We start from the raw sequence: 20,368 nt of genomic DNA on the forward strand, positions 1-20,368 counted from the left end.
TGGCCGGCAAAAGCGGGCCATCCAGGTGACGCCGCCACAATCGTCGAAAGCACGAGCGCACCAACCGGATGGCCCGCTCTCCGGCGGGCCATGACAGGCCTTTGAATGACTCAGGGCAATTGAATACGGACCCTAGGCCTGTCCGGGCAACCCATTTTTCTGCGGCTGGGAAAATCGGCTCGCCCGCATGAAGCGGGCGATGACGGATTGGGGCAATTCGACTCACACCAAGCCGTTTCAGGTCGTGCTCTTCAATGCCCGCGAGATCAGCATGTAGCCCAGCCCGGTGGAGATGAAATTCACCCCCAGCAGGATGCCGAGCACCATGATCGAGATCGCCGGCCAGCCGATCGCGATCACCACCGCCAGCACCGCGCTCGCCAGGCCCGAGAGCAGCATGCCCCACCAGCCGGGATGCGGCCGCGTCTCGAAAGCGAAGAAGATCTCGAACGCGCCCTGGATCATGAAGACGAAGCCCAGGATGAGGGTCAGCGCCACGGCGCCCGCGAGCGGATTGAAGACGACGAAGGCGCCGGCCGCCAGCGAGAGCAGCCCGGAGAGCAGCGCGCCGAAGAACGGCCCCGTGCCATGGATCGAGAACGCGCCGACGAAGGCGATGATCCCGGCGAACAGCAAGGTCCAGCCGACCAGCAGCGCTGCGACCAGCGTCGAGGTCAGCGGAAAGCCGATGGCGGCCAGACCCAGCAGCACCATCGCAAGTCCGAGCCAGAACAGGCCGCCGGAAGAGGCACGCAGACGGCCGTGAAACGGTGTGTCGAGGCGGGCATCGGCCATGGGAGGATCCTGCGGGAGGCGGCCTGCAGAGCTAGCGCCTGTTCGCGTGCGAATTCAATCGAACCCGATGCCGCGGCAAAGAGCGGAACGGCCGTGCCCGCAGCCGTTCCGCCTGCCCCTCGTCAAGCCGCGGCCTGGTGTTTCGCCACGACCTGGTCGGCCAGCTTGCCGGTCAGTTCGGCAAGGTGGTCGAACGCGGTCTCGAACGTGCCGACGCCCTGGGTCAGCGAGCGCAGCTCGATGATCAGGTCGGACAGCTCGGCCAACGGCATCTGCGCCTCCACCGTGTCCCAGCCCTTCCAGCCCTCACGCGCGTCGAAGCCCATGAGCTGGCCGCGCCGGCCGCTCACCACCGCATTGACCCTCGCCGTCGCCTCGCTCGGCACATGGATGCGCACATGCATGATGGATTCGAGGAGGACCGGGGCGCAGTTCGGCATGCCTTCGCTCATTGCGAGGCGGGCCGCCGTCTGGAACGCCGCGTCGGAGGAATCGACGGCATGGTACGAGCCGTCGGTCAGCGCCACCGCGACATCGACGACGGGAAAGCCCAGCGGGCCCTTGTGCAGATAGTCGACGACGCCTTTTTCAACCGAGGGGATCCATTGCCGCGGCACCACGCCGCCCTTGATGCGATCTTCGAAGACGAAGCCGCCACCGCGCGGCAGGGGCTTGATCTCGATATGGACGTCGCCGAACTGGCCGTGGCCGCCGCTCTGCCGCCGGTGACGGCCATGCTGCGCGACGGCTTTGCGAATCGTCTCCTTGTAGGGCACGCGGGAGGCATGGACGTTGAGCCTGAGCCCGTATTTGCTCTGCAGCTTCTCGACCGCGACCTTGAGATGGATCTCGCCCTGGCCGAGCAGCGCCATCTCCTGCAGTTCGGCGTTCTGCTCGAAGACCAGCGACGGATCTTCCTCGCGCAGCTTGGCGATCGCGGCGGTGAGCTTGACCTCGTCCTTGCGGTCGGCCGCTTCGATCGCGAGGCGATAGACCGGCGTCAGCCGTTCGATCGCGACGTTCGGAAGCTTCGTCTTGCCCGTCGCCAGCGTCTCGCCGGTCGCCACGCCCTCGAGCCGGCCGAGCGCGACGGTCTCGCCCGCCACCGCTTCGGCGAGCTTGGTCTGGGCCTCGCCCTTCAGCGCGAAGATGCCGCCGACGCGGGCTTCGTCGCCATCGCTCCGACGCAGCAGGGCGCCGTCCTTCAGCGTGCCGGCGAGCACCCGCGCCAGGCTGAGCTTGCCGCCATGGCTCGAATGGTAGGTCTTGAGAACCTGCACCACCGCATCGCCGTTCGGCGTTATTCCGAGGCGCTCGGCAGCGGCACCGACGGACGGGACTTCATGGCGCAGCGCCTTGAGCAGCCGGCGGATGCCGTTGTCGCCTTCCGCCGAGCCGATCAGCACCGGCACGACGAGGCCCTGCGCCAGTTCCTTGGCGAGGTCGGTGAAGACTTCCTCCTTCGGCGGCTCGATATCCGACAGGAGCTCCTCCATCAGGTGCTCGTCGTAATCGGCGAGCTTTTCCAGCATCGCGAAGCGCGCTTCCTTCTCGCCGTCCTTGTCCGCGATGTCGATCATCTCGCTGGGAGCGTGACTGCGGTAGATATAGGCGCGCTCCAGCGCGAGATCGACGAAACCGGAGACGACGTCGTCCTCCCAGATCGGGATCTGCCGCAGCAGAAGCGGCGCGCCGCTGGCATCCTGCAGCATGGTGAGCAGGGCGCGCAGCGAGCCGCTCGCCTTGTCGATCTTGTTGACGAACAGGAAATGCGGAATGCGCAGATCGGCGAGCCGCTTCAGATAGGGCTGCAGCATCTGCAGCTTGCCGGGCTCGGGCTCGCACACCACGATGGCGGCGTCCACGCCGGGCAGGACGTTCAGCGTGTCGGCGAGGAATTCGATCGAGCCGGGACAATCGAGGAAGGTGAAATTCTGCTCCATGTAGCGCGTCGTGGCGCAATTGACCTCGACGCTCATCAGCCGGGCGCGCGCTTCCGCGCTCCCATCTCCCACCGTGTTCTTCTGCGCGATCGCGCCTTTTCTCTGCACCGCGCCCGTGACGGAAAGGATGCTCTCCAGCAGCGTGGTCTTGCCGCTGCCATAGGGTCCCACCACGGCCACGGCGCGTGGTTCTCTGCCGCCTTTGTTTTCTCCAGACATTGAGCGCCTCTCAGACTTTTTGAAGCGCAGCAGACGTTGCGCGCCTATTGGGCGCGCGGCTGACGTTGCGCTTCAGGGCGCGGCGGGCGTGCATCCCGGGTCTTCGGGTCGCGTCACGCGCCCCACTTCGATGGCCGATGCTCGCGCCGGGCGAGGCCGAAGGCAAGCCGGTCGCCGTCACAAAAACCGGCGACGGAGGGACGCTTCGGATATTGCGACTGCGAAGGCCGGATGCGACAGTTCGCAGAACCGTCGATCCGACAACCAACGCGCTTCAGGCCGGCGCGGGGTTCTCGTCATGCGCCAGGGGCACGCCGAGCTCGCCGAGGCGGTCGCGCAGGAAATCCATCGCGCGATAGGCTTCGAGCGTGCCGATCTGGTCGCGCCGCTCGTCCTCGCCGACCGGCGCGGCGCAGTGCGGACAATCAGCGTGGCCGGCATAGAAGAACTGGTCGCAGCTCGCGCAGAGCAGCATGTCGCCCGCCGGCACGCCGGCACGCTTGGCGATCTCGTCCGCCGCCACGCGGTCCCAGGCTTCGGCGCCGGCCGGCGCCCCGTTCTGGTCCTCGAGGATCACGGCGAAGCGCCCCACCGCGAAGGGGAGCGGTGCCGCTTCCTCGACCTTCGCGACGCGCTCGCGCAGGCGATGCGTGGCGAGCCTGAGCGCGCGGTAGTGGCAGAACGGGTTGTTCCGCAGATCGCCGGTGACGGAATCGGCCTGCCAGCTGCAGCCGCTCGCGCAGGTGTCGCGGTGGTAGCAGACATTGCAGAAATTCGGCTGGTCCTCCGCCGCGCCGGATTTGCGCCGCCGCACGGGCTCACCGTCGCGCCAGATATCGGCGAAGGCGCGTTCGCGCACATGGCCCATGCCGAATTTGCGCGTCTCCAGCGAAGGGCAACCCTTGATCGTTCCATCCGCCTCGATGCCGATGCCCGTCGCGGCGGCCTCGCAGCCCTTCCAATGGCGCTCTGCCTGCGCCAGGCCGCGGAAATGCCGTTCATGCGGTCCGAAATAGCCGATCGTGTTGCTCGCGGTGACCACCATGCCGCGCGCCTTGGCGCGCAGGCACAACTCGGACAGTTTGGGGATGACGCGGAGCAAATCATGCGGCTGCAGCAGCAGCCGTTCGTTCTCCACCGCGTTGCCCATGGGTACGGTGAGCATCGGCTGCCAATGCGTCACGCCCTCGGCGACGAGGATGTCGAACAATGCATCGAGCGCGCCGCGGGTCAGCGCATTCACCTGCGAATTGGCGCTCACGGCCAGCCCCAGCGCGCGCGCGTTGCGCACGACCGAAAGCGCCTGGCGGAACGAGCCGGGCACGCCGCGGATATCGTCGTGGATCTCCTCCGGGCCGTCGATCGAGACCCCGACGCCGTCCAGCCCCGCTTCCGCCGCGGCGGCGAGCTTCTCGCGCGTCAGCGCCCGCCCGCCGGTCTGGATATCGCAATAGATGTCGTGCCGCCGGATCGCGGCGACGATCTCCAGCCAGTCGCGCCGCAGATAGGCCTCGCCGCCGATCAGCGTGATCTCGCGCACCCCGGCTGCGGCGAGGTCGTCGACGAGCGCCAGCGCCTCGGCGGTCGACAATTCGTCGTCGCGCGGCGCACCGGCGCGGGAGCCGCAATGGCGGCATTTGAGGTTGCAGGACAGCGTGAATTCCCAGACGGCGTGGCGCGGCCTTCGCCGTTCGAGATCCTGTGCCGTTCGCCAGCGCGCAATCACGACCGGTGTTTATTTCCCGCGTTCGAGCTTGGCGATCTCGCCCCGCAGCACTTCCAGCGCACTGCGCACGTCGCCATACTCGGCGAGGTATTTTTCGGCGGCCTTCGCCACGGCTTTCATCGCTCCGAGATCGCCCGATGCGACCGCCTGCTGGATCGCAGGGCCGTAAGGTTCAACCGACATGCCGCACCTATCCTTTGCGTTCGAGCTTGGCGATCTCGATCTTGAGCAGTTCGAGGGCGGATCGCACATCGCCGTATTCGGCAAGGTGCTTCTCCGCCGCCTTCGCCACCGCCTTCATGTTCTTGAGATTGCCCGAAGCGACCGCCTGATGAATCGCAGGCCCATATGCGAGGATCATGTCCGCCTCCCAACCAGATGACGCACAATAATATGTCAGTATTTATATGCACTATCAAGTCAATAATTTACGAATACTTGTCAGTGATTTCACGAAATCCGGAAGAAATAACCATATAACTTTATCAATGCTTCGGAAATCGACTTCAGCCGGTTGTGCGGCTACGCCTTGTGCTCGAGCTTGGCGATCTCCGCCTTCAGCATCTGGAGCGCGGCGCTGACGTCGCCATGCGCTTCGAGATGCTTCTCCGCGGCCGTCGCCAGCGATTTCATCGTCTTGAGATTGCCCGAAGCGACTGCCTGCTGGATCGCCGGGCCGTAAGGCTTGACCATATGCCTCTCCCTGTTAAACGCCCCCTGAGGCTCGCAGCATTCACCGAATACATCAATATTGGTAGAATAATTATTTGGTATTCGGCCGTCTATATCACCACAACTTGGGTGATATCTGAGGAATACAATATTCATGACGGCCCGCTCATCGATCGCCGGCGATCGCCGAAGCCTGTACCGCGACATCCGCCGTTATCACGCCGGCGAGATCGCGCTTTCCAGCCGCGAAATCGAACGACGCATCTTCGGAACCGGGGCAGCGTTGGCGGAGGACGGCCTGGGCGAGACGGTCCAGCGGCTGGGGCTGCACAAATTCGGCGAGGATCCGCCCAACTACGACGTGGTGCGTGCCGCGCTCGGCCTTCTGCCCCGTCCCGGCATGACACTGCTCGATGTCGGCTGCGGCCGGGGACGCGTGCTGCTCTACGCCGCGCTGCTGGGCGCACCGCGCGTGACGGGGATCGAGATCCTCGAAGCGCGGGCGGCGCTGGCGCGCATGGCGGCGTCGGCGCATCTGCCGCCAGGCGCCGCGACGATCCGGACCGGCGACGCGCTGAAGCTGCCCTGGCCCGCCGCCGAGGCCCTGATCGTCATGAATCCGTTCTTTCCCTCCGCTTATCGCCATTTGCGGACACGGCTTCTCGACTATGCGGCGGCTAGGCAGACGGTCGTCATCAGCGTCTCCACCCTGCGCGACCGCCTTGCCGCCGACCGGCGGTTCCGCCAGATCGGCGCGGCGGAGGTCGGCTGGATCGCGCTCGGTGCCTTCGAAGTCCGCCATTGAGAAGACGGGTTTGAAATCTCCGATCGCCTGGTGAAAAGTCGGACGAACCGGGCCGCGCCCGAGGAGACGACGCCGATGCCCACCGCGCCTGCCCATACGAACACCGTCCGGCTCGCGCACCGCGGCGACGGGATCGCGGCATGGGATCGCGACGGGGACGCCCTGCCCTTCGTGCTGATCCATGGCAATTCCTGTTCGAAGGAGGCCTTCCGTCCGCTGTTCGAAAGCACCGCATTGGCGCGGCACCGGCTGGTTGCGCTCGACCTGCCGGGCTGCGGCGAGTCCGCCGACGCGCGCGCGCCGCAGGAGACTTATAACCTGCCCGGCCTTGCGGAAGCGGTCGTGGCGGTCGTGAACGCATTGGGCCTGACGCGCTATGCCCTGGTCGGCTGGTCGCTCGGCGGCCACGTCGCGATCGAGGCGCTGCTGCATGGCGCCGAGCCGGCGGGCCTCGTGCTGACGGGAACGCCGCCTTGCGGTCCCGACCCCGCGGAGATCGCCGCGACCTTCCTGCCCGTGGCAGGCAGCGAAGTGATGTCGATGGAACATCCGAGCGCGGCACAGATCGCGGCGTTCCTCGAGATCGTCTATGCGCCCTCGTTACCGAACGCGGCACAGGCGGCAGCCGCTGCGCGCGCCGATGGAAGGCTGCGCCGGCATTTCTTTGAATATGTCTTCGCCAACCCGCACCTGGAACCGCAGCGCGTGACCGTGGCACGCTGGCCGAGGCCCATCGCGCTGGTTCAAGGACGGCAGGAAGTGTTCTTCGATCCGGCGAAGCTCGACGCCTTGCGCTGGGGCAATCTGTGGCGTGGCGGGACGCAATGGATCGAGAACGCCGGCCACGCGCCATTCGTCAGCCAGACCGAGGCGTATGCGCAGGTGCTGCGCGCGTTTGCGGGGGAGATGGAAGCGGACAGTTAATCGCCCGCATCCTGTTCCGTTGTCATCCCCGGCGAGCCGCGCGCAGCGCGGCGAGGGAAGGGGACCCAGGCCGGAAACACTGTGACGGTATTTCCGGCCTGGGTCCCCTTCCCTCGCGCTCACTACGTTCGCGCTCGCCGGGGATGACACTTTTTATCTTATCGCAAATTCCCGCAGAAGCGCTGGATGCGCCGGCATGCCTCTTCCAAGGCCTGCGTCGACGTCGCGTAGGAGATGCGGAAGAAGGGCGACAGGCCGAACGCGGCGCCGTGCACCACCGCGACGCCTTCGCTTTCCAGCAGCTCGTTGGCGAAATCCGCGTCGCTCGCGATGGTCTTGCCGCCCGGCGTCGCCTTGCCGATCAGCTTGCGCACCGAAGGATAGACGTAGAACGCGCCTTCCGGCGTCGGGCACTCGATGCCGTTCGCCTGGTTCAGCATCGAAACCACGAGGTCGCGGCGGCCTTCGAAGATCTTCTGGAATTTCGGGATGAAATCCTGCGGCCCGTTCAGCGCCTCCACGCTCGCCCATTGCGAGATCGAGGCGGGGTTCGACGCCGATTGCGACTGCAGCTTGGCCATGGCCTTGATCAGCGGCTCCGGCCCGGCGCAATAACCGATGCGCCAGCCGGTCATCGAATAGGCCTTGGACACCCCGTTCATCGTCAGCGTGCGGTCGTAGAGCCCGGGCTCGACCTCCGCGATGGTCGAGAACTTGAAGCCGCCATAGACGAGATGCTCGTACATGTCGTCGGTCAGCACCCACACTTGCGGATGACGGAGCAGCACGTCGGTCAACGCCTTGAGTTGCGCGCGCGTATAGCAGGCACCGGACGGATTGCCGGGCTGGTTGAAGATCAGCCACTTGGTCCTGGGCGTGATCGCGGCTTCGAGCGCGTCCGGCGTCAGGCGGAAGCCGTCCTCGAGCTTCGCCTCGACGATCACCGGCGTGCCGCCGCCCAGAAGGACGATGTCGGGATAGCTCACCCAATAAGGCGCGATGCAGATCACCTCGTCGCCGGGATTCAGCGTCGCGAGCAGCGCGTTGTAGACGATGGCCTTGCCGCCCGGCGAGACGAAGGTCTGCGAGACCTTGTAGTCGAGATTGTTCTCGCGCTTGAACTTCGCGGCGACGGCGGCGCGCAGCTCCGGGATGCCTTCGACGGCGGTGTATTTGGTCTCGCCGCGGCGGATCGCGGCGATCGCAGCCTCCTTGATGTTCTCCGGCGTGTCGTGGTCGGGCTCGCCGGCGGCGAGGCCGATGACATCGCGGCCGGCGGCCTTGAGGTCGCGTGCCTTCTGGGTCGCCGCGATGGTCGGCGAGGGCTGGATGCGGTTGAGCGATTCGGCGAGGAAGCCTTTGGGCAGGGCGCCAGCTTGCGACATGGGAAGGACTCTCAACACGAAATTTCTTGGGCCGGGGCGATGACGTATCAATCCGAAAGCCCCAGGTACAACGAAAAATGGCCGCAAGGGCGATTTGGGGAGCCGGTATGAGCGTTTCTCAACCCGGCTTATCCTCCTTGCGTCGATTCGGGGGTGCTCCCATGCGCTCTTTTCCCGCGCTGCTGCTCGCCGTCCTGGTTCTCGCCGCCTGTTCGAAGGCCCTGCCACCCAGCGGTCGCTGGGAGGGCGGCTATGAGGCCGACGGCACGTTCGTCGCGGCGCGGCTGGAGATCGAAAGCGACGGCCAGGTGCGCGTCAGCGCCCCGGACGTGGCCGATACGGGCGCCGTCGGCGATGACGACCGCGCCATGATGCGCCAGAACATGGCGGCAAGGCTGGCGGGCGGCTGGGGCGAGATCGCGCCCCGGAAAATGGATTTCGACGGCACGGTCTTCCGCAAGCCCGGCGGAATCGCGCCGCAGATCGCATGGGACCCGGCGACCAAGGCGATGACGCTTTACGTCTATCTCGGCACGCGGCCTGTGATCAAAATGCCGTTGAAGCCGGTGACCGATTTCAGCGACGATCCGTGGCACTGACTTACTTCATGAACGAGAAATAGGCCGCCAGGACGAGACAGCCGAACGCCGCGATGTGATTCCAGCGGATCGCTTCGCCCAGATAGAACACCGAGAAGCCGGCGAACACGAGCAGCGTGATCACCTCCTGGATCGTCTTGAGCTGCGCCGGCGAATAGACTCGCTGACCGAAATGGTTGGCCGGCACCGCGAAGCAATATTCGAAGAAGGCGATGCCCCAACCGGCAAGGATGAGGATCCATACCGGCGTGGTGGGGAATTTGAGCTGGCCGTACCAGGCAAAAGTCATGAAGACGTTCGAGACGCAGAGCAACAGAATGGGGAAGACCATCGGCCAGGTCATGAGAGGCTCCTTGCAGCGCCAGCAGCGAACGCGGCTGGATTTACGGTGTTCCGCCCCTTGGCCGGGCCGTGGACGAATCGGCTGTGAAAATGCCATGCTCCAGGGGTTCACAGCGAGGAGGGCTGCCATGAACGCTCGCCTGGGATGGGCGCCTGCCGCGGTGCTCGGTGCCGCGTTGTTCTCCTTGAGCGCGGAGGCCGCCGTCAGTGTGGTCGGCGCAGGCCCGGCGCAGCTGTGCTACCAGGCCGCCGACACCAACGCCTCGCCGGCCGATTTCATGAGCTATTGCGACCAGGCGCTCGCGGGCACCCTGTCGGATGCGGACCGCGCCGCGACGTTCGTCAACCGCGGCGTGCTCAAGCTGGCGATGGCCGACGTCGACCCTGCCGCGGCCGACTTCCAGGCCAGTCTCGCGATCGATGCGAAGATGGGCGAGGCCTATATCGATCTCGGTGCGACGCAGATCGCGCACAAGCGCTACGGCGAGGCTGTCCGCAACATCACCAAGGGCCTCGCTCTGGGCACCAAGCAGCCGCATCTGGCCTATTACGACCGCGCGATTGCGGAGGAAGGGCTGGGCGATCTGCGGGCCGCCTATGACGACTATCGCGAGGCGGCAACGCTGAAGCCCGATTTCGCGCCGGCGAGCGACGAATTGAAGCGGTTCAAGCTCGTCGAAAAGCCCAGCGGCACCTGACGGGCGCAGGCAGCGTTCGCATTACCGCGATTTGTTTCGCGAAGCCTCGCTTCGGCCGTTGCAGGGCGACAGACCAATACAATTGCAGCCTTTCCCCGCAGCATCCGCCTCGGCACATTGCAGTCGTTCCACGCACCAATTTGCCCGTGCCCCCTAGGCGCTCCAGTCCGGGCACGGTCGAAGGGGCGGCTGGGCCGGCTGAGACGCCCCCAAGTCGAAGCATTCGGCCCGGCCGCCCACCTTCGTCTCCCGTTCAGAAACCCGCGTTGCCCCAATGGGGATGGGCGGTGTAGGGACCTTCAGCGGTCGGCACTTGTGTTCGGCCTTCGAGCCTTTATGTAAGCTGGACTCGGTCCGGTCGATTTCGAGAGATCCCCCCATGAAATTCCTGATGCGTACGTCGTCGCTGGCCGTTTTGGCCCTGGCTTTGAGCGCTTGTGCCACGCCGCCGCCCGTGCCGCTGAAGCCGGGTGACGTGCCGCCCGCCTTCACCGCACCGACCACCCCGGAGACCGCCACCGCGCCGATCTGGCCCGCCACGGACTGGTGGACCGGCTTCAATGCCGCGGAGCTCCCCGGCCTCGAGACCACGGCCAAGGCCGAGAACCTCGATCTCCTCGCCGCCGCGGCGCGGGTGGTGGAGGCCCAGGCCAATACCGGCATCGCGGGTTCCGCGCTCTTCCCGACGCTGAGCGGCACGGCAACGGCCTCGCGCAGCGGCACCAATCTGCGCGGCTTGCCGGGCACGACCAACACCGGCAACACTTTCGGCATCGGGGCACAGGCAAGCTACGAGGTCGACCTGTGGGGCCTCAACCGCGACCAGCTCCGTGCCGCCGAGGAGTCCGAGCTTGCGGCGCGCTATGCGCAGCAGACCGTGGCGCTGACCATCACCTCCGACGTCGCCAACACCTATCTCGACGTCCTGGCGCTGCGCGAGCGCATCGCGATCGCCAAGCGCAACATCGACGCGGCCAAGCGCATCCTCACCATCACCGAGGCGAAGGTGCAGAACGGCGTGTCGTCCAACCTCGAACTGGCGCAGCAGCGCGCCCAGGTCGCGGGCGAGGAAGCGGCCGTGCCGCAGCTCGAGGAACTCGAGCGCGAGGCGCGCTACGCCCTCGCCATCCTGCTCGGCCGCGCCCCCGAGGGCTTCGACGTCACGGCACAGAATCTCGACGGCATCGTCGCGCCGGCCGTGAAGGGCGGCCTGCCGACCGAGCTGCTCGAGCGGCGGCCCGACATCGCCCAGGCGGAAGCCCAGCTGCGCGCCCAGCACGCCAATGTCGACGCGGCGCGGGCGGCATTCTTCCCGCATCTCGACCTGTCGGGCGGCATCACGCAGGCCTTCAGTCCTTCCAGCCTGGCGTGGAATATCGGCGCCTCGCTGCTGCAGACGATCTTCGACGGCGGCCTGCTGTCCTCCGAGAGCGACCTGCAGAAGGCGATGCAGACCGAGCTGGTGCTCGACTACCGCAAGGCGGTGTTCAGCGCGCTCAGCGACGTGGAGAGCTCGATGGGCCAGGTGAAATCGCTGACCGATCAGGAGCATTTCGTCTCCGAGCAGGAGCGCAATGCGGCGGAAGCCTACCGGATCGCGGAGCTGCAATATCGCGAGGGCGTGACGGACCTGCTGAACGTGCTGCAGACCCAGCAGACGCTGTTCACCGCGCAGGACCAGCTGGTGCAGATCCGCCTGGCGCGGCTGCAGGCCAATATCAGCCTTTATCGCTCGCTGGGCGGCGGCTGGACGGTCGCCACCGACCCCAACGCGCCGCCGCCGGTGGATTGGAGCCCGCTGTAGGATTTACCCTCCCTTTTGAGGGAGGGTCGGTCTTACACGTGCCCGATGATCCGCCGCGTCTGATAGCCCGCCGAGAGCGCCTTCACGTCGTCCTCGCTCAGCTTGACGTCCACCGCGGCGATCGCATCGTCGAGATGCTTCATCTTCGACGCGCCGACGATCGGCGCGCTCACCGGCGGCCGATGCAGCAGCCAGGCGAGCGCGATCTGGGCCGCCGAGACGCCCCTCTCCTGCGCCATCGCGTCGACCCGGTCTCGGATCGCATAGTCGCTTTCGAGGAAGGCGCTTGGGGTGAGGATGTTGGCGTCCGATTTGGCCCGCGTCGTCTGCGCCTCGCCGTCGCGTGAACGGTTGCCGGCGAGGAAGCCGCGCGCCAACGGGCTCCACGGGATCACGCCGATGCCGGCGTCGCGGCACAGCGGGAGCATCTCGCGCTCCTCCTCGCGGTAGACGAGGTTGTAGAAATTCTGCATCGAGACGAACTTCGCCGCGCCCGTCTTCTCCTGCAGATGCAGGTATTTCGCGAACTGCCAGGCATACATCGACGAGGCGCCGATGTAGCGCGCCTTGCCCGAGCGCACGACGTCGTTCAGCGCCTCGACGGTCTCCTCGACCGGCGTAGTCGGGTCGAAGCGGTGGATCTGGTAGAGATCGACGTAATCGGTGCCGAGGCGGCGCAGCGAAGCGTCGATCGACGACAGGATGTGCTTGCGCGACAGGCCGCGGTCGTTCGCGTCGTCGCTCATCACGCCGCAGACCTTGGTCGCCAGCACCACATTGTCGCGCCTGGCGAAGTCCTTGAGCGCCTTGCCGACGATCTCCTCGCTGCGGCCGGTCGAGTAGACGTCGGCGGTGTCGAAGAAATTGATCCCGGCTTCGAGGGCGCGCTTGATGAAGGGCCGCGCCTCTTCTTCGCCCAGCACCCAGTCGCGCCAGTTCGGCGATCCATAGGTCATGGTGCCCAGGCAGATGCGCGAGACTTTCAGGCCGGTCTGGCCAAGACGCGTCGTTTCCATCGGCATTCTCCGGTTTCGCCGGGAGGAGTTTAGCCGAGGCGCGCGGCTCAGAAACCGTGAATCTTTCCCACAAGCTTCGGCAACCAGCCGCGGAACACCAGCGGCGCGTCGGTCACCGCCAGGTTGATGCAGGCCGGACCCGGATCCGCCGTCGGCTCATGGGTGACATCGGGCGTGGTCGACTGCACATCGCCGATCCTGTAGCGGCCGGTGGCGTCGCTGAAGCTGCCGGTCAGCACCAGGGTCCATTCTTCGCCGCGATGGGTATGGGTCGCGACCGCCGCGCCGGGCATCGCCCGGATCAGGCGGGCACGGACACCGCCCTTGGTGACGAGCGGGTAGTGCGAGAGACCGTCGGCGATATGACGCCAGGCAATGGCCTCGAAATCGGTGCCGATATAAGGCCGCAGCGGCGCCGGCACATTGCTCGTCAGACGGGCATTGCGCAGAATTTCTGCCGAGGGTTCATCCAGTCGGGCGAGCAATGCCTGATAGGCCTGGCGATCGAGCGGGACGGGCGGCAGCTCGGCGAGGAGCGAACCGCCCGCGGCTTCCGCGCTGGCGACCGCCGCGCGGCAGAGCGGACAGAGCGTGAGATGCGAGGCGACGAGCAGCGACACCGCTTCATTGGCCGCACCCGAGGCGTAAGCGAGCAGCAGCTCCTCGCCCGGATGGTGGTTGATCGTCATGCTCCATCTCCCAACGCAACACGCAAGCGCGCCATGGCAAGGCGGATGCGGGACTTGACCGTACCCAGCGGCAATCCCAATTCGCTCGCGATCAAGCTGTGCGGTTTTTCCGCAAGGAAGGAAAGCACGATAATCTGCGACTGTTCGCGCGGCAGGCTGGCTAACGCTGTACGCAAACGATCCTCTGCCTGACTCCAGTCGATCGACTCGTCCGCCGGGCGCTCCGATTCGGGCTGCAGCGCCGGATCGGTGGGATCGAGTTCGGGCCGCCGCTCCTTGCGAATGGCATCGATCCGCAGGTTGCGGGCGATGGTGAATATCCATGTCGATGCCGAGGCCTTTGCCGGATCGAACAGCGCCGCCTTGCGCCATACGAGCAGCATCGCCTCTTGCGCGAGATCCTCGGCCGCGGCGTTGCCGACGCCGAGGCGCATCAGATAGCCCTTCACGCGCGGCGCAAAATGATCGAACAGCAACTGGAAGGCGGCTCGATCCCGCGCCAGCGCAACCGCCGCCATGGCCGCATTCAGGCGCGTCGGGTCGCTGGCCGCCCTTTCCATCAATGCGCTCGCCGCCCCGGAAAAGGGATGCGCCCGCGCCCTCCCCGTCCGCAGGGGGCGAAAAGACAAGGGCTGAGACCAGCTCGCCGCATACGCCATCATAGCGCGCTTTACGCGGCCGCGTCGCATTCGGATCAGTGATGACCGATTTTGGCACGGAAGACCGCGGCGCCGGCGAAACGGCTTGGTAAGGGCGGCGGCGGCACATTGCGGCCGATGGCTGGGCAAAAATTCGACAGGCTTGACGGTTTGCGCGCGATCGCGGCACTCGGCGTGGTGTTTTACCACCTGCCGGGACCGCTGCACGTGTTGGCGCCGCGCGGCTATCTCGCGGTCGACCTGTTCTTCCTGATGAGTGGTTTCGTGATCGCCGCCGCTTATGAAGCGCGGCTGCTGGCGGGGATGGGCACCGGCGCCTTCCTGCTGGTGCGGTTGAAGCGGCTATGGCCGCTCTATGGCCTCGGCGTCGTGCTTGGCGTCCTGGTCTTCTCGCTCATACGGTTCGCACGGCCCGATGCCCCGTTCGTCTTTCCGCACATGCCCCTGGCCGCCGCGATTGCGGCGAGCCTGGCATTCCTGCCGCAGCTTGCGGCCTATGGCGGCCCAGCCTTCCCGTTCAATTCCGCGTCCTGGTCTCTCTCGGTCGAGTTGTTCGGCAACCTCGCCTATGCGAGTCTGGCTCGCACGCTGCGGACGCCGCTGCTCGCGGCTTTCGCCGCGGTGGGGCTGTGCGGCCTGGCGGTCGTTGCCTTCAAGACCGGCAACCTGGATGTCGGGGTATCGAGCGCCGGTCTCGCCGGCGGCTATGTGCGGTTCCTGTTCTCGTTCGCGCTGGGCGTGCTGCTGTATCGCCTGCACGCAGCCGGCAGGCTGCCGGCTCTGCGGGCGCCGGCTTGGCTGACCTTGGGCGCGACGGGACTCGCGTTCACGGGCTTTGCGGGAGGCGGACCGATCTGGGATCTCGTCGTCGTGGCGGGGCTGTTTCCAGCCGTCGTGATCGCGTCGCGCGAACCCATCGGTGCCCGGCGCCTGGCCGGGGCCTTCGCCTGGGCCGGCGCGGTCAGCTATCCGCTCTACATCCTGCACCCGCCGCTGATCGCGGCGATCACCGTGCTGGTGCCGGCCACGGCATTGCCCGCCGCATCGAGCCTGCTTCTCGCCGGCCTTGTCGCCGCAGCCGCCCTGGCAAACCGCTATTTCGACCACCCGATCCAGAGTCTGCTGCGCCAGCCCCGGAAACTCGCGCCGGCCTGATCCATCCCGCGCCATGGGCCGTACAAGGGGATGGAGAATAGCGCGATCTACGATGGCTGGGTGATGCATCGCCGGCTTGCGCCGAAGCATCATGCCTTCCGCTATCGCGTTTTCGCGCTGCTGCTCGACCTGGACGAGATCGCGGCGCTGAGGCGGTTGTGGCCGTTCCGGCTCGGCCTCGTCGGCTTTGCGGCGCGCGACCACGGCGACGGCCGGCCGCTTCGCGCCTGGCTCGACGATCTCCTGGGGCGTGAAGGCATCGTCGCGACGGGCCCGCGCCGCGTGCTCTGCTATCCGCGCCTGTTCGGCTATGTCTTCAATCCCCTGAGCGTCTGGTTCTGCCAGGACGGCGCCGGGCGCCTCGCCGCCATCGTCTACGAAGTCCACAACACCCATGGCGAGCGGCACGCCTATGTCTTGCGCGTGGGCGACGACGCGACGGTCGTGCGCCAGCGGACCGCGAAGGCCTTCTATGTTTCCCCCTTCCTCTCGATGGATTGCGTCTACAACTTCAAGGTCAAGCCGCCGGGCGATGGCGTGCTGGTCGCGATCGACGAGGAAGAAGCCGGCAAGGCGATCCTGACCGCGACGTTTTCGGGAACGCGCAAGGCGCTCACAAACGCCGGACTCTTCGCCGTCCTGCTGCGCCATCCGCTGATGACGGTGAAGGTGATCGCAGCGATCCATTTCGAGGCCGTGCGCCTGATGTGGAAAGGCGTGGCACGGCACGCCCATGGTGCGGCTTAGGCATCGGCACTTGCTGCCCGACCTTCGGCGAGCCTTGCCGCCCCTGCGGCAATCGCGGCTTTCGGCATCGCCGATTGATTCATTCCCGGCGCGCTTGTAGAGCCTTTGGGCATCGATATCCGCGGAACGACCGACGATGAGCATCAAAGGCAAGGCCTATGTCATGGGCGCGTTCGAGCACCCGACGCGCGAGGCGCCCGACAAATCCGTCGCGCAGTTGCACGCGGAATGCGCCCGCGGCGCGCTGGCCGATGCCGGGCTGAACAAAGACGACATCGACGGCTATTTCTGCGCCGGCGACGCGCCGGGCTTCGGCGCGCTGTCGATGGCCGATTATATGGGCCTGCGCAACCTGCGGCACATGGATTCCACGGAGACCGGCGGCTCGTCTTACATCCTGCATGTCGGACATGCGGCGGAGGCGATCGCCGCGGGCAAATGCTCGGTCGCGCTGATCACGCTGGCCGGCAAGCCGCGGACCTCGCCGCCCGGCGGCGGACGCGGCGGCGGCGGTTTCGCGGCCGCGCCGGAAGCGGCGTTCGAGATGCCTTATGGCGGCACCACGCACAATCAGTACGCGATGTGCGCGACGCGCCACATGCATGAGTTCGGCACGACCAGCGAGCAGCTCGCCTGGATCAAGGTCGCCGCCTCGCATCATGCGCAGTGGAACCCGCATGCCTTCCTGAAAGAGGTCGTGACGGTCGACGATGTCGTGAACTCGCCGATGATCGCGACGCCGCTGCACCGGCTCGATTGCTGCGTCGTCACCGATGGCGGCGGCGCGCTGATCGTCACCAGCCCGGAGGTCGCCAAGCAGCTCGACCGCCCGAAGGTGAAGGTGCTCGGCGCGGGCGAGGCGCCCAAGGGCACCTATGGCGGCAAGGTCGATCTCACCTTCACGGGCGCCGCGTGGAGCGGGCCCAAGGCCTTCGCGGAAGCGGGCGTGAAGCCGTCCGACATCAAATACGCCTCGATCTACGACAGCTTCACCATCACCGTGCTGATGCAGCTCGAAGACCTCGGCTTCTGCGAGAAGGGCCGGGGCGGCAGATTCGTCGCCGACGGCAACCTGATCTCCGGCGTCGGCAAGTTGCCCTTCAACACCGATGGCGGCGGGCTGTGCAACAACCATCCGACCAACCGCGGCGGCATCACCAAGGTGATCGAAGCGGTGCGCCAGCTGCGCGGGGAGGCGCATCCCAAGGTGCAGGTGCCGAGTTGCGACCTCGCCATCGCGCATGGCACGGGCGGCTCGCTGGGCACACGGCATGGCTCGGCCACGCTCATCATGGAACGGGAGTAGCGGCGATGTCCGAACCGGGAGAGAAGAAGGCGCCGGCCGTCCGCAAGATTTTCCCGCCAGCCGTGAACACGGAGACCGAGAGGTTCTGGAAAGCCGCTGAAGAAGGAAAGCTGCTCTACGGCTATTGCCTCGCCTGCAACGAGCCGCATTACTATCCGCGGAGCTTCTGCCCCTTCTGCTTCTCCGAGCGCGTCGAATGGCGGCAGGCCAGCGGCGATGCGACGGTCTATGCCTATTCGATCATGTACCGTTCGCCGACCGGCCCTTATACCATCGCCTATGTCGAGCTCGCCGAAGGGCCGCGCATCCTGACCAACCTGGTCGATTGCGACTTCGAGAAGATCGCGATCGACGCGGCGGCGAAGCTCGTGTGGAAGCCGAGCGACGGCGGCGCGCCGGTGCCGTTCTTCACGCTGGCATAGCGCTCAAAACAAAGACCCCTGCACCGGCGCGGGCCTGGGCGGCGGCGGAGGCTTGCCGGCGCGCTCCATGTCCATCGCGATGTCGGACGGCTTGAGGATCGCCTTCAGCTCGTCGATCGTGGCAGGCGTCTCGCCCAGCCATTTGCCCCAGTCCGCGTCGGCGATCACCGCGGGCATCCGGTCCGTGATGCTGGCGATCAGCGCGTTGGGCGGCGTGGTCACCATTGCGAAACTCTCCAGCGGCACCGGCGCGGGACCGTTCCAGCGCTCCCAGATCACCGCAATGGCGAGGGACAACCGGCCGCGCGGCGTGACGACATACTGTTCGGTCTTCTTCGGCGTGATCTCCTTGCCTTCGTTGAAGGAGCCGACCACGACGAGGCCGCGGCGCCGGAAGAACGCATCGCGGAAGGTCGGCTTCTGCTCGATGGTCTCGGCGCGAGCATGGATGAATTTGGTGCCGATATTCGGGTCCGCCGCATCGGCAGGCACCAAACCCCAGCGCATCCGCGCGATCTCGCGCACGCCCTGCGCGCCCAGCCGCACCACGCTGGCGAAGCGCATCGGCGTCACCGTCTCGACGGCGAGCGACGGCATCACGCGATCCAGCTCGGCGTCGTTCAAATCCTGTGTGAATTTTCCGCACATTTGCGCAAGGCTCTAGAATCGCCGTTCCTTTAGCACATGGTGAGCCGCAAAGAATGGGACAAGCTCGCGGATGCGTTCGAGCGCGAGGTCTGCGACATCACGCGCGAGACCAGGACCGACCGCATCGCGCGGATCGTGCGCGGCCTGTCTCTGAAGGCGAAGAAGCCGGTTCTGGTCGATCTGGGCTGCGGCCTGGGCACGTTCGTGGCGCGCTATGGCGGCCTGTTCGCGCACAGCTATGCGGTCGAGCATGCGCCGCGCATCATCGCGCGGGCGAAGAAGGCGCTGGCCGGGCGCAAAGACGTGACGTTCCTCACCTCGAACATTCCGCCGGCGGCGAAAAAGATCGGGCGCCGCGCCGATCTCGCCGTCTGCATGAACGTCATCACCATGCCCGAGGACCGCATCCGCGAGAGCATGTGGAACGGCATCGCGCGCGTCACCCGCAAGGGCGGCCATGCGCTGATCGTGGTGCCCTCCATCGAGTCGGACCGCATGGTGGAGCGCGTCGCCTATGGCACCTCGCTGGCGCAGGCCAAGGCGGAGGCGCCGGGCGGATTGGTGGACCGGGGCGGCGCACGGCAGAAGCATTTCGCGCGCGATGAACTGCACGAGATCCTGGGTCGCCACGGGTTCCGCGTCAGCAAGCTGCAGCGCGTAACGTATCCCTGGCAGAAGGAAGGCCTGCGCAAGCCGCGCGGCGCCGGCACGCGCCTGCCGTGGGATTGGCTGGTGCTGGCGGAGCGGGTTTAGAGTTCGTCGGGTTCGGTTTGAATCACGTCTGTCATCCCGGCCAAGCGATGCGTCAGCATCGCGCTGAGCCGGGACCCATTGTGCAAGCGTCTGGATGGGTCCCGGCTCTCGCTCCGCTCGGCCGGGACGACATTCTTGCGTAGGCTGCAAAGAGCATCGCGCACCATGGCCGCAGACCCGCCACCTTCCACTCGACTCAAGGCCCCTACCGCCCAATCCGTCCCGTCACCGGCATCGAGCTCGTCAGGCCGCCATCGACCGCGATGTGCTGGCCGTTGACGTAGCTCGCCTCGTCGCTCGCAAGAAACAGCGCCAGCGCCGCGATTTCTTCCGGATGGCCGTAGCGCTTGAGCGGATTGAGCTGGCCGATGCGGTCCTTCGTCCCGCGCTGCTCGGCATAGTCGAAGATCGGCTTGGTCATGCCGGTCTCGATGATGCCGGGACAGATCGCATTCACCCGCACATTGGTGCCGGCCAGGTAATTCGCCGCCGTGGTGGCGAGATTGATCACGCCCGCCTTGGACGCACTGTAGGGTCCGCCGCCCGCGCCCGAACGGATGCCCGCCACCGAGGCGGTGCAGACGATGGAGCCCTTCTTGTTCGGGATCATCACCCGCGCCGCGTGCTTGATCGCGAGGAAGACGCCGATCAGGTTGACGTCCAGCACCTGGCGCCAATGCTCCGCCGTCAGCTCGAAGAACGGCGGCTGGCCGCCGCCGGAGATACCCGCATTGGCATAGATCGCGTCGAGCTTGCCGTATTCCTTGACCGCGGCGTCGACGAAGCCGGCCACATCCTCTTCCTGCGAGACGTCGGCGGTGAGCGCCAGCGCGCGGCCGCCCGCATCCTTGATCGCCTGCACGGTCTCCGCCACGCCCTCGGCACGGTCCACCGCGACCACCGCGGCGCCCTCCGCCGCGAACAGCTTGGCGCTGGCGCGGCCGATGCCGCTGGCCGCGCCCGTGACGATGGCGACCTTGTCCTTCAAGCGATCCATGACGTTCTCCCGATGTCTTCTGGCGACGAGCATAGGGGCGATTTGGCGGGGCGCAAAGCGTGTG

23 protein-coding genes are annotated in these 20,368 nt (G+C 66.4%); 10 read left to right on the plus strand and 13 right to left on the minus strand.

Going from position 1 to position 20,368, the window contains the following annotated elements; all coding sequences use genetic code 11:
- Positions 1-237 precede the first annotated feature (237 nt).
- The 6 genes from WDM91_08390 to WDM91_08415 form a co-directional block, all read right to left on the minus strand.
- Entirely contained in the window at positions 238-795 is a 558-nt protein-coding gene (locus WDM91_08390) for a DUF308 domain-containing protein (GenBank protein MEI9994598.1), read from the minus strand.
- Positions 796-917: 122 nt separating this feature from the next.
- Positions 918-2,957: an elongation factor G gene (locus WDM91_08395; protein ID MEI9994599.1), complete on the minus strand. Its 2,040-nt coding sequence runs from the start codon at positions 2,955-2,957 to the stop codon at positions 918-920.
- Positions 2,958-3,231: 274 nt separating this feature from the next.
- The gene (locus WDM91_08400) at positions 3,232-4,683 is read right to left on the minus strand and encodes a radical SAM protein (protein MEI9994600.1); all 1,452 of its coding nucleotides are present in this window, start codon (positions 4,681-4,683) and stop codon (positions 3,232-3,234) included.
- Positions 4,684-4,692: 9 nt separating this feature from the next.
- On the minus strand, positions 4,693-4,866 hold the full coding sequence (locus WDM91_08405) for a DUF1843 domain-containing protein (GenBank protein MEI9994601.1): 174 nt from the start codon (positions 4,864-4,866) through the stop codon (positions 4,693-4,695).
- Positions 4,867-4,873: 7 nt separating this feature from the next.
- Positions 4,874-5,044 carry a DUF1843 domain-containing protein gene (locus WDM91_08410; GenBank protein MEI9994602.1) on the minus strand — a complete coding sequence of 57 codons (171 nt, stop codon included), beginning with the start codon at positions 5,042-5,044 and terminating at the stop codon, positions 4,874-4,876.
- A 161-nt stretch (positions 5,045-5,205) separates the two neighbouring features.
- Positions 5,206-5,376 (minus strand): DUF1843 domain-containing protein, encoded by a 171-nt coding sequence (locus WDM91_08415; protein MEI9994603.1) that lies wholly within the window; start codon positions 5,374-5,376, stop codon positions 5,206-5,208.
- A gap of 133 nt (positions 5,377-5,509) precedes the next feature.
- Here WDM91_08415 and WDM91_08420 point away from each other — a divergent pair, with 133 nt between their 5' ends.
- Positions 5,510-6,160 carry a methyltransferase domain-containing protein gene (locus tag WDM91_08420; protein ID MEI9994604.1) on the plus strand — a complete coding sequence of 217 codons (651 nt, stop codon included), beginning with the start codon at positions 5,510-5,512 and terminating at the stop codon, positions 6,158-6,160.
- A gap of 75 nt (positions 6,161-6,235) precedes the next feature.
- Complete coding sequence (locus WDM91_08425; GenBank protein ID MEI9994605.1) at positions 6,236-7,084, plus strand: alpha/beta hydrolase; 849 nt, start codon at positions 6,236-6,238, stop codon at positions 7,082-7,084.
- A gap of 158 nt (positions 7,085-7,242) precedes the next feature.
- On the opposite strand, the gene WDM91_08430 is transcribed toward WDM91_08425, so the two are convergent.
- A complete protein-coding gene (locus tag WDM91_08430; protein MEI9994606.1) occupies positions 7,243-8,469 on the minus strand; it encodes a pyridoxal phosphate-dependent aminotransferase in 1,227 nt (408 codons plus the stop codon).
- A 161-nt stretch (positions 8,470-8,630) separates the two neighbouring features.
- Between WDM91_08430 and WDM91_08435 the strand changes: the two genes are divergently transcribed.
- Positions 8,631-9,068 (plus strand): hypothetical protein, encoded by a 438-nt coding sequence (locus WDM91_08435; protein ID MEI9994607.1) that lies wholly within the window; start codon positions 8,631-8,633, stop codon positions 9,066-9,068.
- Position 9,069: 1 nt separating this feature from the next.
- On the opposite strand, the gene WDM91_08440 is transcribed toward WDM91_08435, so the two are convergent.
- Positions 9,070-9,411, minus strand: a complete 342-nt coding sequence (locus tag WDM91_08440; GenBank protein MEI9994608.1) for a DMT family protein — start codon at positions 9,409-9,411, stop codon at positions 9,070-9,072.
- A gap of 127 nt (positions 9,412-9,538) precedes the next feature.
- On the opposite strand from WDM91_08440, the gene WDM91_08445 reads away from it, so the two are divergent.
- Complete coding sequence (locus WDM91_08445; protein MEI9994609.1) at positions 9,539-10,108, plus strand: hypothetical protein; 570 nt, start codon at positions 9,539-9,541, stop codon at positions 10,106-10,108.
- Between the two features lie 379 nt (positions 10,109-10,487).
- Positions 10,488-11,912 (plus strand): efflux transporter outer membrane subunit, encoded by a 1,425-nt coding sequence (locus tag WDM91_08450; GenBank protein MEI9994610.1) that lies wholly within the window; start codon positions 10,488-10,490, stop codon positions 11,910-11,912.
- Between the two features lie 32 nt (positions 11,913-11,944).
- On the opposite strand, the gene WDM91_08455 is transcribed toward WDM91_08450, so the two are convergent.
- From WDM91_08455 to WDM91_08465, 3 genes are read right to left on the minus strand one after another with little or no spacing between them, the layout of a single operon-like run.
- Entirely contained in the window at positions 11,945-12,928 is a 984-nt protein-coding gene (locus WDM91_08455; GenBank protein MEI9994611.1) for an aldo/keto reductase, read from the minus strand.
- A gap of 47 nt (positions 12,929-12,975) precedes the next feature.
- On the minus strand, positions 12,976-13,617 hold the full coding sequence (locus tag WDM91_08460) for a ChrR family anti-sigma-E factor (protein MEI9994612.1): 642 nt from the start codon (positions 13,615-13,617) through the stop codon (positions 12,976-12,978).
- Positions 13,614-14,177 (minus strand): sigma-70 family RNA polymerase sigma factor, encoded by a 564-nt coding sequence (locus WDM91_08465; protein MEI9994613.1) that lies wholly within the window; start codon positions 14,175-14,177, stop codon positions 13,614-13,616. The genes WDM91_08460 and WDM91_08465 overlap by 4 nt, the downstream gene beginning before the upstream one ends.
- A 216-nt stretch (positions 14,178-14,393) precedes the next feature.
- Between WDM91_08465 and WDM91_08470 the strand changes: the two genes are divergently transcribed.
- The 4 genes from WDM91_08470 (at position 14,394) to WDM91_08485 (ending at position 17,906) form a co-directional block, all read left to right on the plus strand.
- Entirely contained in the window at positions 14,394-15,431 is a 1,038-nt protein-coding gene (locus WDM91_08470) for an acyltransferase (protein ID MEI9994614.1), read from the plus strand.
- Positions 15,432-15,461: 30 nt separating this feature from the next.
- Complete coding sequence (locus tag WDM91_08475; GenBank protein MEI9994615.1) at positions 15,462-16,178, plus strand: DUF1365 domain-containing protein; 717 nt, start codon at positions 15,462-15,464, stop codon at positions 16,176-16,178.
- 136 nt (positions 16,179-16,314) lie between these two features.
- Positions 16,315-17,484, plus strand: a complete 1,170-nt coding sequence (locus WDM91_08480; GenBank protein MEI9994616.1) for a thiolase domain-containing protein — start codon at positions 16,315-16,317, stop codon at positions 17,482-17,484.
- Between the two features lie 5 nt (positions 17,485-17,489).
- A complete protein-coding gene (locus WDM91_08485) occupies positions 17,490-17,906 on the plus strand; it encodes a Zn-ribbon domain-containing OB-fold protein (protein ID MEI9994617.1) in 417 nt (138 codons plus the stop codon).
- A gap of 3 nt (positions 17,907-17,909) precedes the next feature.
- Here the strand turns inward: WDM91_08485 and WDM91_08490 are convergent, their stop codons facing one another.
- Entirely contained in the window at positions 17,910-18,554 is a 645-nt protein-coding gene (locus tag WDM91_08490) for an SOS response-associated peptidase (GenBank protein MEI9994618.1), read from the minus strand.
- A gap of 39 nt (positions 18,555-18,593) precedes the next feature.
- On the opposite strand from WDM91_08490, the gene WDM91_08495 reads away from it, so the two are divergent.
- A complete protein-coding gene (locus WDM91_08495; GenBank protein ID MEI9994619.1) occupies positions 18,594-19,307 on the plus strand; it encodes a class I SAM-dependent methyltransferase in 714 nt (237 codons plus the stop codon).
- Positions 19,308-19,512: 205 nt separating this feature from the next.
- Here the strand turns inward: WDM91_08495 and WDM91_08500 are convergent, their stop codons facing one another.
- Positions 19,513-20,304 (minus strand): SDR family NAD(P)-dependent oxidoreductase, encoded by a 792-nt coding sequence (locus WDM91_08500; GenBank protein MEI9994620.1) that lies wholly within the window; start codon positions 20,302-20,304, stop codon positions 19,513-19,515.
- Positions 20,305-20,368: the final 64 nt, after the last annotated feature.

Origin of the sequence: Rhizomicrobium sp. (assembly GCA_037200385.1) — a bacterium.
Classification (GTDB): Bacteria; Pseudomonadota; Alphaproteobacteria; order Micropepsales; family Micropepsaceae; genus Rhizomicrobium.